Raw genomic sequence first — 14,520 nt, forward strand, 5'->3', positions numbered from 1 at the left:
CGCTTCTTTGGCGTTCAATCGCGGGCGAATACCGGCCAGACCGGTGGCCGGGGAGCAGCGGTACAGCCGTGGGCGGTAAATCGCTCCATCGCTCCTCAAACCCGGGGGCCCTTGGCGGCTTGGCGGCGAGGGGGCGCCCGCCTGCGCTCACAGCGGTCCGCGTACACTCCGTTATGAACCGTTACCTCATGTAACGATGGCTGATTGGAGCGCCATGCGTCGCCTTCTCGTACTCCTTGCCCTGTCTGCCGCCACCTTCGGCGTCGCGGGCCCTGCGGCTGCCGCGTTCGCGGCCTCGGCATCCGCAGGGCCCTGCGACCACATCCCGCGCAACAGCTACCAATACGCCGACTGCATGGCCAACAACAGGTGGTTCTGAGCCGGGCGTGCAGCAGGTCCGGGCCGCATCATGGCTCGACTGAGGTGACCGTCGAGCCGGAGGGCAAGGCTCTGACCAGCCCAATGCCCCCTTGGACCTCGTCTTGTTTGATGGTTATCTCAAAGCCAGCCGTTGTCGGTTCTGCTGCGGAACGTCACCCTGTGGTGACAGTTCTGCGGTGAGCCTCGACGCAGGCATCTGCCGGAAACATCGTCACAAAATCCCCATGAAAAGGAGTTGGGGCAAGGAGGGTTCATGACCGATGAGGTCAGACTTACCCGACGCTCGATGCTCAAGCTGGCAGGAGCCTCCGCAGCCGCGTTAGCGGTTACCGCTGCCGCGGCAGTACCCGCTCAAGCAGCAGGTCAACAGGCTGTAGGTCCGCCAGGCACATGTGGCCGGTGCGCCGCGCTGTTCTTGCCGATCGGTTACCAGACTGGGGGCTGCCCGGCAGGTGGTCTGCATCAGCCGTTGGGGTGGATGTTCTCGGCCCAGTTCAACACCGGCGGGGATCCCCACTGGCAGACCGAGTGGCGGCGCTGCACGAAGTGTCACTCGATGTATTTCGAGGGGTACCCCGACCCCGACGGCCGATGCTCACAAGGCGGCGACCACACCTACTCGGCCGCGGAGGACAAGAACTATGTCCTACGTCACGATGTTGGGGAACCTCCTTGGACTCAGATGAACTGGCGGTTCTGCGGGAAAAACCCTCAAGGCTGCTTCACCCTTTTTTATGACGGTGACGCCAATTTCAAAGGTGTCTGCCCCTTGAGTGGGGGGCACTCAGCCGCCGGCTACAACTTCGCCCTATCCGTTGTTTCCTACAACCCGTATACACCGCCTTGGCCCTAGTGCGGCGGCTCAGGCAGGAAGCAGTTTCTCGATGAGTTTCTCGATCCTGGCGCGGATCTCGTCGCGGATCGGGCGGACCGCCTCGATACCCTGCCCTGCGGGGTCGTCGAGTTTCCAGTCCTCGTACCGCTTGCCGGGGAAGATAGGGCAGGCGTCACCGCAGCCCATGGTGACGACCACGTCCGATTCCCTGACCGCGTCGATGGTGAGGATCTTGGGCTGCTCGCCGGTGATGTCGACACCCGCCTCGCTCATGGCCTCCACGGCGACCGGGTTGATCCGGTCGGCGGGGGCCGAGCCCGCGGAGCGTACCTCGATGCGGTCGCCCGCGAGATGGGTGAGCCATCCGGCGGCCATCTGCGAGCGACCGGCATTGTGCACGCAGACGAACAGGACGCTGGGCTTGCCGGGCACGTTCTCACTCATGGGTGCTCTCCTCGGTGAACAGGCGGCGGCCCCACAGGCTGACGTAGACCAGGGCGACCAGCACGGGGACCTCGATGAGCGGGCCGACCACTCCGGCCAGCGCCTGGCCTGAGGTGACGCCGAAGACGCCGACCGCGACGGCGATGGCCAGCTCGAAGTTGTTGCCCGCCGCGGTGAAGGCGAGGGTGGTGGTGCGGTCGTACGGCAGGCCGATCGCGCGTCCGGCCAGGAACGAGCCACCCCACATGAGGAGGAAGTAGGCCAGCAGCGGCAGCGCGATCCTCGCCACGTCGCCGGGCCGGGAGGTGATCGTGTCGCCTTGCAGGGCGAAGAGGATGACGATGGTGAACAGCAGTCCGTACAGCGCGATGGGGCCGATGCGGGGCAGGAAGCGGGTCTCGTACCAGTCGCGGCCCTTGGCGCGTTCGCCGAGGCTGCGCGACAGGTAGCCCGCGACTAGCGGGATGCCGAGGAAGATGAGCACGTACTGGGCGATGTCCCAGGCGGACACCTGCAGCGCCGACTGCGGCAGGTCGAGCCAGCCGGGCAGCAGTTCCAGGTAGAACCAGCCCAGGGCGGCGAAGGCGACCACCTGGAAGATCGAGTTGATGGCCACGAGGACGGCGGCGGCCTCGCGGTCGCCGCGGGCCAGGTCGTTCCAGATGAGCACCATGGCGATGCAGCGGGCCAGGCCGACGATGATCAGACCTGTGCGGTACTCCGGCAGGTCCGGCAGGAGCAGCCACGCCAGCGCGAACATCAACGCGGGGCCGGCGATCCAGTTCAGCACCAGCGAGGCGATCAGCATGCGGCGGTCGCCGGTGACGGTGTGCAGGCGGTCGTAGCGGACCTTGGCCAGCACCGGGTACATCATCAGCAGCAGGCCCAGGGCGATCGGCAGCGAGACCTCCCCGATCTTGACCGCGTCCAGCGCGGTGTTCAGCCCGGGTACCAGGCGGCCGAACAGCAGCCCCGCAGCCATGGCCAGGCCGATCCACACCGGCAGGAGCCGGTCCAGGCTGGAAAGCCCGCCGATCACCGGTGTCCGCCTGGCCGCGAGCCGGGTGGGAGTTGTGGGCATGGGGCTTCCTCAGGCGGTGGCGGGCGTGTTCAGCAGGGCCGACAGTTCGCCGAGGGTCTCGGGGACCAGGCGGTAGTAGACCCAGGAGGCGCGCCGCTCGGAGGTGAGCAGGCCGACATCCTTGAGCACTTTCAGGTGGTGGCTGATGGTCGGCTGCGACAGCTCGAACGCGGCGGTGATGTCACAGACGCAGACCTCGCCGCCCTGACGGCTGGCGACGATGGACAGGATGCGGAGCCGTACCGGATCGCCGAGCGCCTTGAACACTCTGGCGATCCCCGCGGCCCGCTCGGCGTCCAACGGCTCGCGCATCAGCGGCGGACTGCACTCCAGGATCTCCATCGCGGCCCTCCTGCATAGATGAGTATCGAACTCGACCTCTCTCTATATTGACACATGTCTATCTGTGCTTGGGCACGGATGTGGCGTTGATCTCAGGTAACACACCGGCTCGCCGGGCGGAGAGGCTGCCGTCCTGGCAGGTGGGCGGCCCGGTTGATCACTTCGCGGGTCCCGGCCGGGCGATGGCGTGGTCAGTGCGTCGAGCCCTGCCCTCTGGCGTCGGAGGCCAGGGGCAGCGGGGCGAGCGGCAGGGTTCTCTCCCTCGGTACGCCGAGGGCGACCAGCGCGGGCGCGGCGACACCGCCTTCTACGCGGTGGAGCGCGAGTTCGAGGACATCGAGGCCGTCATCAACGAGGCGGGCGGGGCGGCGCACCTGTACGGAACCTCCGGCGGCGGCATCATCGCGCTGGAAGCCGCCGCTCACGGGCCATCGCCCCCGCACTCGCGGCCTTCTTACCCAGGTCCACATGAGCAGGATCGTCGCCCAGTTCCTCGTGTCCGTGGGCGGGGCCGGGGATCGGTCCCGCGCCCGGCTGCGGATGGCGGGGGCGCGTAGCCGAGTGGCGGGTCTCAGAGATCAAGCACGCTCCCCCTCCGGATCTACAGGAGGAAGCGGTGACCGGCTCGCCGCCTGCCGTGCCGCCGGTCTGGCCTGAGGGCCGGCCGGCGGCGTGGCGGCGGGCGTGGGTCAGTCCAGGACCCGGATGCTTCCGACGGTGTGTCCCATCGAGAGCTCGTGGGACTCCACGGGCCAGTAGACCCGGGTCCGGCAGAAACCGTCGGGGAACATCAGGATGCGGCCGTCGGTGCCGTTCATCACGACCGAGTCGGGTCCGGTGGCCGGGTAGCAGCCCGGCTGGGGGTCGACGTACTCCTGGTGGTCGGACGTCGAGTACAAGATCAGCGTCCCGGCGGCAGCGGAGGCCGGGGTGACGCTGGTGAGGCTCAGGGCGCCGGCGGCGGCCAGAATGGCGAAAGATGCGGCGAGACGCATGATCGAACTCCTATAGGTCGACTACAGAGAGAACACTCTGCGCAGTTATTTGACCACAAAAAGTGACGCACAGTGGTGACGCAGGGCCCCGTTGCGCATCACTCCGCAGGGTCTCCCCTATCGACGATCATGCCTCTACCTGCGGCGCCGTCGCCGCCGCAGGCCGACGACGGCAAGGGGACCGCCCGGTGTGGCGGCGTGTCCACCCCGGCCGATCTGCACGAGATGATCCACATCGCCATGGGCAGTCCGTGAATCGGCGACCCTTCGAGGTGCCCGCCTACTCCCCCTTCGCCGCACGGAGTGAGTAGATCAGCGGGACGCTCGGCTGGCCTGTAGGGAAGCGGTAGCGGCCGGCGTCCTGTTCGAGGGCCGGGAAGTGGGCGAAGAGGGTGAAATCGTGCTCGTGGAGGAACTCCAGGCGGAGACCGGCCGCTATCAGAGCACTGACGACATCGCCAAGGCCGTGCCGCCATTCGACCGTTACGTTCGCGGTCATTGCGGCGCTGCGGTCGGCATAGGTGTCGGGCTCGTCCCAGACGGTCGGATCGCGCCGGAAGTAGTCGGCCTCGATGGTGCGACCGTCCTCAGAGAGGATGTCGGCATACGGGTGGAACTCGGCCAGGTAGAGGAAGCCGCCCGGAGCGACGAGGGCCGCCGCCGTCTGAGCCCAGCGGTCGATGTCCGGAAGCCAGCACAGGGCGCCCAAACCGGTGTAGACGATGTCAAAGGTCTGCCCGTCGAGCGCGCGGACGGCGTCGTAGACGTCAGCGGTGACGAAGCGGGCCTTGGTCGCGCCTATCTGCTGGGCGAGTCCACTGGCCACGTCCACGGCCGGCTCGGAGAAGTCGAGCCCGGTGACGGTGGCTCCACGGCGGGCCCACGACAGTGTGTCCAGCCCGATGTGGCACTGCAGGTGAAGCAGGGTCTTGCCGTCGACATCTCCGACTTCGGCAAGCTCGAAGTCGCGGAGTACGTCCTTGCCTGCGACAAAGCCGGGCACATCGTAGAAGTCGCTTGCCGTGTGGATCGGGACACGCTCATCCCAGTTTGCACGGTTAGTCACACGCCAGTCAGAGGCTGTCATGAAGGGCTACGGTAGCCAAACGCGCACATGAGGCTCACAACCTTTTAGTGAGAGGGCGACGGCCAGGACCGGGTGCCACACCGAGCGCGGCGGGCGCAGGTCGGGCGGGCAGACGGCTTGGGGGATTCCTCAGCGTCGGCGCGCGCACGGCTGGTACCACGTCAACAGCGACTGGGCTGTCCTGGAGCCGGTCGACGCCCGCGCCCACCATCCTGCGCGTACGGCTACAGCCCGCGGAAGGCGCCGACGCCGACCGCGTCTGGCAGAGCGCGCGCGACAAGGGCGTCCATCTGCTCACCGAGCACAAGGTCGGCGAGGTCGCGCTGGAACGCGCGGAGGAGCCACCACAGCAGTCACCGGGCGGCAAATACCGCAGAGTCATCCCCCTCCTGGACACGCCGTAACGATGTCGGGTTTCACGCGCGAGGTGAGAAGATCCCGCCCATGAACACCCATGACCTTGCTGTCCGAGTCGGCACCACTGTAGATGCGGACGCCCTTGTGGCCCTCGACCCGGTGGCGAGATCCGATGGTGGTCAGCGGCGCAGCAGCGTTGAACGTTGGTGTCGCGAGGGATCGGTCCTTGTCGCTGACACTCCGGTCGGGCCGGTCGGCTACTGCGTCGTGGAGTACACCTTCTTCGAGCAGGGCTTTGTGGCGATGCTCATGGTGGCCGAGTCCGTCCGAGGTCACGGCATCGGCGAAAGGCTTCTGCGCGCCGCAGCGGCTTCGTGCTTGACCGCGAAGCTGTTCACCTCGACCAACTTGTCCAACCAGCCCATGCAGCGGCTACTCCAGCGGCTCGGCTGGCGATCGGTCGGAATGCTCCACGGCCTCGATGACGGCGATCCCGAGGTGTTCTACCTCTGCGCCTCTCAGCCTCGATAGAGGTCATTCTCGGCCTGGACTCCGCCCCAGTCACGTAACGCGCTCTAACAAAGCGTTATACGGGCGGCATATGCGGAGGGGCACGGAGGCTGGTGCGTGCACATGGTTCCTTCCTAAAAGACCTTTGCTCGTGGTCACTGTCGGACACTCACAGCTGGAGCCGGCCGAGGACGGCCGAGGCGAGTGCCGCGTCGAGCGCTCCGACACCGGTGAGGTCGGCGACCGTGATCGCCGTGTCCGGCCGGTCGACGGACGCTTTGAGCAGCAGGCCGACCGCGATGTCGCCGTCCTGGGCGGCGGCCCCGGCGCGGACTGCGTGGCCGAAGTCGCCATGGTCGAGGCACTGGGCGTGGTCGTCGGTCGCGATGAGGTGTGCGCGGTGAAAGAGCGCCGGTGGCAGCTCGTTCTTGTGCGGCATGTCCGTGCCGATGCCGGTCACGTGCGCGCCCTCGCGAACCTGGGCGGCATCCAGGACGGGGGCCGTTGCCGGAGTCGTGGTGATGATCATGTCGGCGGCGGTCGCCTCTTGTGCCGATGCGGGTCGGGCGTGCAGGCCGCTTGCGTTGAGCTCGTCGCACAGGGCGTCGGCTCTTTGCGGATTACGGCCGTGGACCAGCACCATGCTGACCGGGCGGAGCTTGGCCAGCCAGGACACCTGGAGGCGGGCCTGTTCGCCGGTGCCGAAGACGGCCAGTGTGACGGCACTGGGCCGGGCCATGGCATGGGTGATCAACGCGCCCGCGGCGGCGGTGCGCCAGGCGGTCAGCAGACCGCGGTCATCGAGGAGCGCGCGTACTTGCCCGGTGCGGGCGCTGACGACGCAGACCAGGCCGTGGTTGGACGGAAGGCCGAGGCGGGGGTTGCCGTAGAAGCCGGTCGCGATCTTGACGGTGAAGTCGGTGGCGCCGGTGATCCACCCCGCTTTGACGTGACAGTCCCCCTCGGCTTCGGGGAAGTCCATGTGCAGCGGCGGCGGCACGATCGTGCGGCCTTCGGCATGAGCGATCAGCGCGTCACGGATGGTGTCGAGGACCAGCTGCGACGTGGCGGCCTTCGTGATGGCGGCCGTGTCGAAAACGGGGAGAGTCATCGGCGCGCTCGCATCCACTCGGCGAAGGCGGCCAGGCCTTCTTCCGGGTTGTGGCGGCCGATGCCGATGCGGAAACGGTCGGCGGGGGTGGCGGTGAGTTCGGAGCGGTAGATGCTCGCCGGCAGCAGCAGGACGCCGGCTTCCTCCACCAGGCGGGTGCAGAGTTCCTCCACCCCGTCGGCGCCGAGGTAACGGGGGTAGGCGACACATCCGCCGTCCGGCGCCTGCCACTCGAAGTCGTCTGCGAACTCGGCGAAGAACTCATCGAAAGCCGGCAGGTTGGTCCTGATCAGGGCCCGGTTGCGCTCCAGGATCGTCTCTCTGGCCTTCAGCGCGATGCGGGCCAGGACCTCGCTCGGCGCGGAGTTGCAGATGGTGGTGTAGTGCTTGGCCCGCTCCAGGCGCGAGCGCAGCGCGCGGTCGCGGCAGGTTATCCAGCCGATGCGCAGCCCGGGCAGGCCCAGGGACTTCGAGGTCACGTTCAATGACAGTGCGCGCTCGGACAGGTCGGCGGCTTGCGGCAAGGTGCGGGCCGGGTCGCGCTCGAGGCCGCGGTAGACCTCGTCGCTGAACAGATGGATGCCGCGCTCGTCGCACAGGCGGGCCAGCGCGGTGAAATCGGCGGCGTCGATGACCTTTCCCGTGGGGTTGTTGGGGAAGTTCACCGAGACGACCCGGGTGTTCGGCCGGATCGCCGCCGCCACCTGGTCGAGGTCCAGGGCCCAGTCCTGGTCCGCGGCGAGAGCCACGCCGGTGACCTCGCACAGCGCCAGCGGCACGGTCTCGGCGGATTGGTAGTTCGGGGTCACCACCACCGCGTGGTCACCCGCGTCGAGCAGGACGTTCATCGCCAGGTAGAGGGCTTCCTCGGCGCCCGCGAAGCAGATGACGTCGTCTGCGTCAGCGCGCTCGTACGTCTGGGCGATCGCCTCACGCAGGGCCGGGTCGCCGAAGGTCTCGGTGTAGCCCAGAGACAGGTTCTCGAAGGCGTCGCGGTCCTTGTCGTCGGCCAGCCCGAGCAACTCGCTGAGCGTCATGGTCTGGACGTCGGAGGCGGTCAGGTGGTGGCGGGCGGTGAACTCCCAGCGGGAAAAGTACGTCTCCAGCCGGAAGTCGGGCAGCCGGGTCATGGTTGTCAGTCCTTTGCGCTTGGTGCTCTGAGCTCGGCCAGCAAGCCGTAGACGGTGGACCGGGACACCCGCAGCGCACCAGCGACGACCGGGACGGCGCGGCGCACCGCGAACACCCGGACCTCATCCATCCGGCCGAGGATGGCCAGGCGGTCCTGGCGGGTCATGCGTTCGACCGGGCGACCCGTTTCGCGGACATGGCTGCCGATCACATGCTGGATGCGCTCGTACCAGTCCTGCTCGAACAAGGGCTCGGGACGCTGCACGGTCGGTGCGCCGAAGGCGGACAGGACCGCCGCGGCCTGTTCCAGTGGTGTGCGGTCGAGATTGATGCACAGCACCGCCGACGGCCGGTCCTGCGCATCCCGCAGGACCGCGCTGACCGATGACAGACGACGGCCGTCCGCGATCAGTTTCTCGTAGGGCCCGTACACGTCCTGCGCCGACGGGTCGAGCTCGTCCAGTTCGCCGAGCAGCGAAGGATCCCCCGGGCCGCGGGAGCCCATCGGGTTCCAGATCTCCAGGACCCGGTCGGTCTCCGGATCATGCAGGACGACCTCGGCGTACGGGCCGAGCAACAGCGCGACGGCCTGGCACACCGGCGCCCATGTCCGCACACGAGGGTCTCGACCCGCATCCACTTTCCGCATCTTTGGACTATACATCCAGCTTGGACAAAGAGTCCAAATCTTTCAGGCGCCGTCGCAGAGTGCCGCGCTTTGGCGCGTGGCGAGGTGTGCCTGGCGTCGGGTGGTCAGGAGGTGGGTCAGCAGAGCCAGGGCGGCCACGGCTGCGGCGGCCCAAGGGAGAGCGGACGCGGGCAGTCCTGCGGAGATGGCGGCCCCGCCCAAGCCGGAGCCGGCCGCGCTGCCCAGGTAGAGGGCCGAGTTGTTCATCGCCACAGCCACCGGGCCGCGCCGCTCCCCGCCCAGGTCGAGCAGTCGTTGCTGCTGCGGCACCTGCAGTGCCCACCCGGCGGCGCCCCATACGAGCAGCGGCACCGCCGCCGCGGGCGCCGAAGCGTGCGCGAACACCGGGAGCAGGGCCTGGGTGAGCAGCAGCGTCGCCAGGATGACGACGACCAGCCCGGACGCGCGGCCGTACCGGTCGACGATGGGCCCGATGGCCAGGCTGCCCAGCACCCCGCCGATGCCCCAGGCCCACAGATAGGGCGTCACGCCGTGGATGCCGCCCGCGTCCTCGAGCACCGGCGCGAGGTAGGTGTAGAGCCCGAGGCTGGCCACCGCGGCCAGGAACGACACCATGGCCACGGCGCCGATCCGCCGGTCGACCAGCACCGCCAGCCGTTCCCTGGCGGAGGCGACCGGGCCCGTCGACGCCGAGGGCAGCAGGGCGTACACCGCGACCGCCACCACCGCGCCCAGTGCGGTGATCAGCCACATGGTGGCCCGCCAGCCCGCTTGTTCGGCGAGCAGCACGCCGAGCGGGACGCCGAGCACGGTCCCGGCGCTCATCCCGCCCATGACCAGGCCGAGCGCCCGGCCGCGAGACCGTGAAGGCACCAGTTCGGCCGCCGCGGCGCTGGCTTGGGAGGAGTACAGCCCGGCGCCCACACCGGCGATCACGCGCGCGGCGAGGAGCAGCGGCAGGCAGGACAGTACGGCGGTCAGAGCGTTGGCCGCGGTGAACACCGCCAGCGCGAGCACCAGCACGGTCCGCGAACGCGCGGCGGCCAGGGCGGTGGCGAACAGCGGGGCCGCGATCGCGTAGGCGAGGGTGAAGGCGGTCACGGTCTGCCCGGCCACCGCGATCGTCGTGCCGAGGTCGGCGGCCATCACGGGCAGCAGTCCGGCCATCACGTACGCGTCCAGGCCGAGGGCGAACGCGCCCGTGGCCAGGACGAGGACTTTGCGCATCATGCGGCGGAGCGTAGGAAGCGCTCAGCGGTGAAGGGAAATGCGCCCGACGCTGGATTTATGCTTGTGAAGCATGGATGGCGTTGAGCTGCGGCATTTGCGGGCCTTTATGGCGGTGGCGGAAGAAGGCGGGTTCTCCTACGCGGCCGCCCGCCTGCAGCTGGGGCAACCGGTGCTCTCCCGGACCATCCGTGCCCTGGAGGAGGCCGTGGGTGCCCGGTTGTTCGACCGTACAACGCGGCGGGTCGAACTGACGGAGGCGGGGCGGCGGCTGCGCGAGGACCTGGCGGGCCTGCTGCCGCGTCTGGACGAGGCGCTGCGCGCGCCCTGCGCGGGCTCTCTGGTACGGCTCGGCTTCACCTGGCTGCTCCCGGATGGCTGGCCCCGGGTGAGTCAGGCGTTCGAGACGGTCACCGGCGCGAGAGTGCGGCTGGTGCGCAGGGACACCCCGCTGGCCGGGCTCGACACCGGTGACTGTGACGTGGCGGTGCTACACGGCGAGCACCCCAACGGCCACCTGCTGCGGCATGAGGCCAGGGTGGCCGCCGTCGCCAGGAGCTCTTCCCTGGCCAGGCGGCGGGTGCTGCACTGGGCGGAGCTGCCGGAGTGGCCGCTGGTGGCCAACACGCTGACGGGCACGACCACACCCGATCTCTGGCCGGAGGGCCGCCGTCCGACCATCCGGTGCACGGCCGACAATTTCGACGAGTGGCTGGAGGCTGTCGCCGCGGGCCACGGAGTCGGGGTGGCGCCCGAGTCGGTGCGCCGCTACTCGCATCCGGACATCCGTTACATCAAGCTCAAGAACGCGCCACCGGCGCCCTTGATGATCGTCTTCCCGGCCAAGGACGCCCATCCGCTGGTCACCCGCTTCGTGGAGATCGCCCGCGGCATTCTCAGCGAGGCGGCCGGAGAGTCGATGCGCGCGGATCATCCAGGGCCGCCCGGGGAGATCAGTCCGGTCTCGTAGGCGAGTACCACGGCCTGGACGCGGTCGCGGAGGCCGAGTTTGGACAGGATGCGGGTGACGTGGGTCTTCACCGTGGTCGCGCTGAGGGTCAGCCGATCGGCGAGTTCGGCGTTGCTCAGGCCGGTGGCGAGCAGGCGCAGCACCTCGAGTTCGCGTGGCGTCAGCTCGGACAGGTCACGGTGGAGGGTGGCCTTCGCGTCGTCGCGGCGGGCGAAGCGTTCGACCAGACGGCGGGTGATCGTCGGCGCGAGCAGGGCGTCGCCGGAGCGCACCAGCCGTACCGCGGCCACCAGGTGTTCGGGCGTGACGTCTTTGAGCAGGAAGCCGCTGGCGCCCGCGGTGAGGGCGGCGTACACGTACTGGTCGAGGTCGTAGGTGGTCAGGATGAGTACGCGGGTCTCGTCCGCGCCGCCGGTGAGGATCCGGCGGGTGGCTTCGAGGCCGTCCATCCGCGGCATCCGGATGTCCATGAGGACGACGTCGGGTCTGGTGCGCCGGACGGCCGCGACCGCCTCGGCTCCGTCGGCCGCCTCGGCCACCACGTCGATGCCGTCGGAGGCGAGGATCATCCGGAACCCGGTGCGCACCAGCGCCTGGTCGTCGACGATGACGACGCGCGGCGGCGGGGTCACGCGGCCGTCCACGGGAGCCGGGCTCTGAGCCGGTATCCGCCGTCGGTTCTCCGTCCGGCGTCCAGGGTTCCGCCGTACAGGGCGAGCCGCTCGCGCAGCCCGATGAGCCCGCGGCCCTCGCCGGTCCGCGACGGCCGGAGCCCGCCGAGCTCGTCGCCGGTCCGCGAGGGGCCTCCCGCCACCCCGCCGGTGTCGGTGACCTCGATCTCCAGCCAGTCGCCGTGGTGGCCGATCTCGACGGACGCCGTCGCGCCGGCCGCGTGCTTGATCGTGTTGGTCAGGGCTTCCTGGACGACGCGGTAGGCGGCCAGGTCGACTCCGGGAGGCAGAGGGCAGGCCGGGGGCGACAGCGTGACGCTCACCGGTATCCCGGCGGCGCGTACCCGTTCGACGAGGGTGTCGAGCTGCTCGAGTCCGGGTTGCGGTTCGAGCGTGTCGCCGGGGCGCTCGCTCTCCGGCCCGGCGAGCAGGCCCATGACGTGACGCAGTTCGGCCATCGCGGCCCGGCCGCTGGCTTCGACCGCGAGCAGGGCCTGCTCCGACTCCTGGGGCGCCGCCTTCATGACCCTGCGGGCCGCCCCGGCCTGGATCAGCATCACGCTCACATTGTGGGTCACGACGTCGTGCAGTTCGCCGGCGATCCGGGAGCGCTCCGCCTCGACCGCCCTGCGCGTGGCCTCCTCCTGGGACAGCCGCAACGCGGCGAGCCGGTGCCGCCCGGCCCTGAGCTGCTCCTGCCAGAACCGGACCAAGCTCGCCGCGACGCCGGCGCTGAGCAGCACGACGAACGGCCCCAGCCAGCTCGGCAGCCCTGGGGCGCCGTCTCGGAAGGCGAACCCGGCCAGCACGGAGGCGAGCGCCAGACCGGCTACCGCCGGCACCCGGTCGCGGCTGTAGGCGACGGCGCCGTAGGCGGCGATGGCGCAGGTCAGAACGGTGATCCAGGTCGCGCCCGCGGCTGCCACCAGTGCCGCGGACAGCACCACGCAGAAGGTGATGAGCGGATACCGGCGCCTCGCCGCCAACGGCAGCGCCGTCAGCGCCACCAGGACCATGGGCGGTTCGTAGTCCGGAGGGCCGATGCTCGGCGGTGCGGAGAGCGGGAACAGCACAGGCTCGATCATGTACCGCGTCTGCTCGCCGAGGAGCGGGTCACCGCCGGTGAGTCGCACCGCCGCGACCACCGCGGCGACGGTGAGCACGATCGCGAGCACCCCGTCGGCGACGAGCGCTCCGCGCGACGGCCTGGCGGGCTTCCGCTCCGGGCGCAGCACGTCGAGCACGTACTGCCGCCACAGCCGTCGTTCGTCTGTTTCCACTGGCACATTGTCACGGCTGCGCGCTTCGGCCACATCCGCCTCAGTGACCAGGCTCATGTCCCCGGGGTGTACATCGCGGGGATGACACCCCGGCCGGGTCCTCCTTGGGAGGTATCCGATGTCGGCGCGATGGCCGACGCGCGTGAACGCCGGCCGCGCCTAGCTTCGTTCACGTCATCAGGCCGCGGAGGCGGCCCTCCCGACCGGAAGAACGGACACTCCATGGGCCATGTGACAGAGCCGAAGAGCGCACCGGCGCACCGGAACCCGATCCTCCATGGCGGCCTCGCCGCGGTGCTCGCCGTCATGGCGTCCGCCTCCTGCGCATCCGCTCCCGCCCCCTCCGCGTCTCATGCCGCCGCCGCTTCGGCCGCGCCGGGCAAGGCGCCGTCTCTGCCCAAGCCGACCGGCCCCCATCCGGTCGGCACCACCTCCCTGCATCTGAAGGACCTCTCCCGCCCCGACCCCTGGGTCCCTACGGCGAAAGCGCGGGAGCTCATGGTCTCCCTGTGGTATCCGGCGAAGTCTCCGGGCGGGCGGCGGGCGCCGTACGTGACGCCGAAGGAGTCGGAGCTGATCCTGAGAGGCGGGCGGATATCCGGCGTGCCGGCCGACGCGCTGAGCAGGATGCGGACCAACGCGTTCACCGACGCGAAACCGGCGGGGAGTAGGCGCGGTCTGCCCCTGGTGGTGCTCTCCCCCGGCTTCGGCATGCCGCGCGGCTCACTGTCGGCCCTGGCCGAGGATCTGGCGAGCAACGGCTACGTGGTCGCCGGGATCGATCACACGTATGAGAGTTTCGCCACGACCTTCCCCGACGGCCGGGTCACCACCTGTGTCGCGTGCGGGGCCGAAAAGAACGAGGAGTTCGGTAGGAAGGGGGTGGGGAGCCGGGCGGCCGACGTCTCCTTCGTCCTCGACGAGCTGACCGGGGCACGCCCGAAGTGGACGGGCGCCCCCCTGATCGACCCGTCCCGGATCGGGATGGCGGGTCACTCCGTCGGAGGCGCGAGCGCGCTGGCCGCCATGGTGAAGGACGAGCGGGTGCGCGCCGGGATCAACATGGACGGCACCACCTTCGCCCCGATCCCGAAGAGCGGGCTGTCACGGCCGTTCCTGTTCCTGGGCCAGCAGGCGATGCACAAGCCGGGAGACGAGGACCCCACGTGGGAGCGGGACTGGAAACGCCTGACCGGCTGGAAGCGCTGGCTCGTGGTGACCGGCGCGGAGCACGCCTCCTTCACCGACATCTCCCTGCTGGCCGACCAGCTCGGCATCGCCCACGGCGCCGGCCTGTCCGGGGCCCGCTCCTTGGAGATCACCCGCGGCTACACCCTTGCCTTCTTCGACCTGCACCTGCGCAAGAGGCCGCACCCCCTGCTGGACAAGCCGTCGACGCGCTACCCCGAGGTCACGTTCTGCACGCCGAAGACGAAGACCTGCGAGTAG

The 14,520-nt window shown here is 69.5% G+C and carries 17 protein-coding genes; 5 read left to right on the forward strand and 12 right to left on the reverse strand.

All coding sequences use genetic code 11. The annotated features are described in order from the left end of the window. Positions 1-1,243: 1,243 nt before the first annotated feature. The 5 genes from ABZ911_RS06275 to ABZ911_RS06295 form a co-directional block, all read right to left on the reverse strand. Entirely contained in the window at positions 1,244-1,660 is a 417-nt protein-coding gene (locus ABZ911_RS06275; protein ID WP_358052485.1) for an arsenate reductase ArsC, read from the reverse strand. Further along, on the reverse strand, positions 1,653-2,741 hold the full coding sequence (gene arsB, locus ABZ911_RS06280) for an ACR3 family arsenite efflux transporter (protein ID WP_358052487.1): 1,089 nt from the start codon (positions 2,739-2,741) through the stop codon (positions 1,653-1,655). The genes ABZ911_RS06275 and arsB overlap by 8 nt, the downstream gene beginning before the upstream one ends. A gap of 9 nt (positions 2,742-2,750) precedes the next feature. Next, complete coding sequence (locus tag ABZ911_RS06285) at positions 2,751-3,083, reverse strand: metalloregulator ArsR/SmtB family transcription factor (protein ID WP_358052489.1); 333 nt, start codon at positions 3,081-3,083, stop codon at positions 2,751-2,753. 191 nt (positions 3,084-3,274) lie between these two features. Then, on the reverse strand, positions 3,275-3,526 hold the full coding sequence (locus tag ABZ911_RS06290) for a hypothetical protein (RefSeq protein ID WP_358052491.1): 252 nt from the start codon (positions 3,524-3,526) through the stop codon (positions 3,275-3,277). Positions 3,527-3,772: 246 nt separating this feature from the next. Then, positions 3,773-4,078: a hypothetical protein gene (locus tag ABZ911_RS06295; RefSeq protein WP_358052493.1), complete on the reverse strand. Its 306-nt coding sequence runs from the start codon at positions 4,076-4,078 to the stop codon at positions 3,773-3,775. 129 nt (positions 4,079-4,207) lie between these two features. On the opposite strand from ABZ911_RS06295, the gene ABZ911_RS06300 reads away from it, so the two are divergent. Then, on the forward strand, positions 4,208-4,333 hold the full coding sequence (locus ABZ911_RS06300) for a hypothetical protein (protein WP_358052495.1): 126 nt from the start codon (positions 4,208-4,210) through the stop codon (positions 4,331-4,333). A gap of 25 nt (positions 4,334-4,358) precedes the next feature. Here the strand turns inward: ABZ911_RS06300 and ABZ911_RS06305 are convergent, their stop codons facing one another. Then, a complete protein-coding gene (locus tag ABZ911_RS06305; protein ID WP_358052497.1) occupies positions 4,359-5,165 on the reverse strand; it encodes a methyltransferase in 807 nt (268 codons plus the stop codon). A 47-nt stretch (positions 5,166-5,212) separates the two neighbouring features. On the opposite strand from ABZ911_RS06305, the gene ABZ911_RS06310 reads away from it, so the two are divergent. Both ABZ911_RS06310 and ABZ911_RS06315 read left to right on the forward strand, forming a co-directional pair. Then, on the forward strand, positions 5,213-5,569 hold the full coding sequence (locus ABZ911_RS06310; RefSeq protein ID WP_358052499.1) for a hypothetical protein: 357 nt from the start codon (positions 5,213-5,215) through the stop codon (positions 5,567-5,569). Positions 5,570-5,609: 40 nt separating this feature from the next. After that, the gene (locus tag ABZ911_RS06315) at positions 5,610-6,053 is read left to right on the forward strand and encodes a GNAT family N-acetyltransferase (protein WP_358052501.1); all 444 of its coding nucleotides are present in this window, start codon (positions 5,610-5,612) and stop codon (positions 6,051-6,053) included. A gap of 148 nt (positions 6,054-6,201) precedes the next feature. Here the strand turns inward: ABZ911_RS06315 and ABZ911_RS06320 are convergent, their stop codons facing one another. From ABZ911_RS06320 to ABZ911_RS06335, 4 genes are read right to left on the reverse strand one after another with little or no spacing between them, the layout of a single operon-like run. Further along, positions 6,202-7,143 carry a hypothetical protein gene (locus ABZ911_RS06320; RefSeq protein WP_358052503.1) on the reverse strand — a complete coding sequence of 314 codons (942 nt, stop codon included), beginning with the start codon at positions 7,141-7,143 and terminating at the stop codon, positions 6,202-6,204. After that, a complete protein-coding gene (locus tag ABZ911_RS06325) occupies positions 7,140-8,273 on the reverse strand; it encodes a pyridoxal phosphate-dependent aminotransferase (protein WP_358052505.1) in 1,134 nt (377 codons plus the stop codon). Before ABZ911_RS06325 ends, ABZ911_RS06320 begins: the two co-directional genes overlap by 4 nt. A gap of 5 nt (positions 8,274-8,278) precedes the next feature. Then, entirely contained in the window at positions 8,279-8,923 is a 645-nt protein-coding gene (locus tag ABZ911_RS06330) for a PAS domain-containing protein (RefSeq protein WP_358052507.1), read from the reverse strand. 42 nt (positions 8,924-8,965) lie between these two features. Further along, complete coding sequence (locus ABZ911_RS06335) at positions 8,966-10,153, reverse strand: MFS transporter (RefSeq protein ID WP_358052509.1); 1,188 nt, start codon at positions 10,151-10,153, stop codon at positions 8,966-8,968. A 70-nt stretch (positions 10,154-10,223) separates the two neighbouring features. Here ABZ911_RS06335 and ABZ911_RS06340 point away from each other — a divergent pair, with 70 nt between their 5' ends. Then, positions 10,224-11,120 carry a LysR family transcriptional regulator gene (locus ABZ911_RS06340; RefSeq protein ID WP_358052511.1) on the forward strand — a complete coding sequence of 299 codons (897 nt, stop codon included), beginning with the start codon at positions 10,224-10,226 and terminating at the stop codon, positions 11,118-11,120. Here the strand turns inward: ABZ911_RS06340 and ABZ911_RS06345 are convergent. Both ABZ911_RS06345 and ABZ911_RS06350 read right to left on the reverse strand, forming a co-directional pair. After that, the gene (locus ABZ911_RS06345; RefSeq protein ID WP_358052513.1) at positions 11,081-11,764 is read right to left on the reverse strand and encodes a response regulator transcription factor; all 684 of its coding nucleotides are present in this window, start codon (positions 11,762-11,764) and stop codon (positions 11,081-11,083) included. The two genes, ABZ911_RS06340 and ABZ911_RS06345, sit on opposite strands and share 40 nt — an antisense overlap. After that, the gene (locus ABZ911_RS06350) at positions 11,749-13,071 is read right to left on the reverse strand and encodes a histidine kinase (RefSeq protein WP_358052515.1); all 1,323 of its coding nucleotides are present in this window, start codon (positions 13,069-13,071) and stop codon (positions 11,749-11,751) included. The genes ABZ911_RS06345 and ABZ911_RS06350 overlap by 16 nt, the downstream gene beginning before the upstream one ends. A gap of 222 nt (positions 13,072-13,293) precedes the next feature. On the opposite strand from ABZ911_RS06350, the gene ABZ911_RS06355 reads away from it, so the two are divergent. Next, positions 13,294-14,520 (forward strand): alpha/beta hydrolase, encoded by a 1,227-nt coding sequence (locus ABZ911_RS06355; protein WP_358052517.1) that lies wholly within the window; start codon positions 13,294-13,296, stop codon positions 14,518-14,520.

Source organism: Nonomuraea sp. NPDC046570 (assembly GCF_040645915.1).
GTDB lineage: Bacteria > Actinomycetota > Actinomycetes > Streptosporangiales > Streptosporangiaceae > Nonomuraea.

Excerpts from the sequence above, each read along its gene's own strand:
- ABZ911_RS06275 (WP_358052485.1), bottom strand. The coding sequence starts at position 1,660 with ATGAGTGAGAACGTGCCCGGCAAGCCCAGCGTCCTGTTCGTCTGCGTG.
- ABZ911_RS06320 (WP_358052503.1), bottom strand. The coding sequence starts at position 7,143 with ATGACTCTCCCCGTTTTCGACACGGCCGCCATCACGAAGGCCGCCACG.
- ABZ911_RS06355 (WP_358052517.1), top strand. The coding sequence starts at position 13,294 with ATGGGCCATGTGACAGAGCCGAAGAGCGCACCGGCGCACCGGAACCCG.
- ABZ911_RS06325 (WP_358052505.1), bottom strand. The coding sequence starts at position 8,273 with ATGACCCGGCTGCCCGACTTCCGGCTGGAGACGTACTTTTCCCGCTGG.
- ABZ911_RS06300 (WP_358052495.1), top strand. The coding sequence starts at position 4,208 with ATGCCTCTACCTGCGGCGCCGTCGCCGCCGCAGGCCGACGACGGCAAG.
- ABZ911_RS06340 (WP_358052511.1), top strand. The coding sequence starts at position 10,224 with ATGGATGGCGTTGAGCTGCGGCATTTGCGGGCCTTTATGGCGGTGGCG.
- ABZ911_RS06305 (WP_358052497.1), bottom strand. The coding sequence starts at position 5,165 with ATGACAGCCTCTGACTGGCGTGTGACTAACCGTGCAAACTGGGATGAG.
- ABZ911_RS06285 (WP_358052489.1), bottom strand. The coding sequence starts at position 3,083 with ATGGAGATCCTGGAGTGCAGTCCGCCGCTGATGCGCGAGCCGTTGGAC.
- ABZ911_RS06335 (WP_358052509.1), bottom strand. The coding sequence starts at position 10,153 with ATGATGCGCAAAGTCCTCGTCCTGGCCACGGGCGCGTTCGCCCTCGGC.
- ABZ911_RS06295 (WP_358052493.1), bottom strand. The coding sequence starts at position 4,078 with ATGCGTCTCGCCGCATCTTTCGCCATTCTGGCCGCCGCCGGCGCCCTG.
- arsB (WP_358052487.1), bottom strand. The coding sequence starts at position 2,741 with ATGCCCACAACTCCCACCCGGCTCGCGGCCAGGCGGACACCGGTGATC.
- ABZ911_RS06330 (WP_358052507.1), bottom strand. The coding sequence starts at position 8,923 with ATGCGGAAAGTGGATGCGGGTCGAGACCCTCGTGTGCGGACATGGGCG.
- ABZ911_RS06315 (WP_358052501.1), top strand. The coding sequence starts at position 5,610 with ATGAACACCCATGACCTTGCTGTCCGAGTCGGCACCACTGTAGATGCG.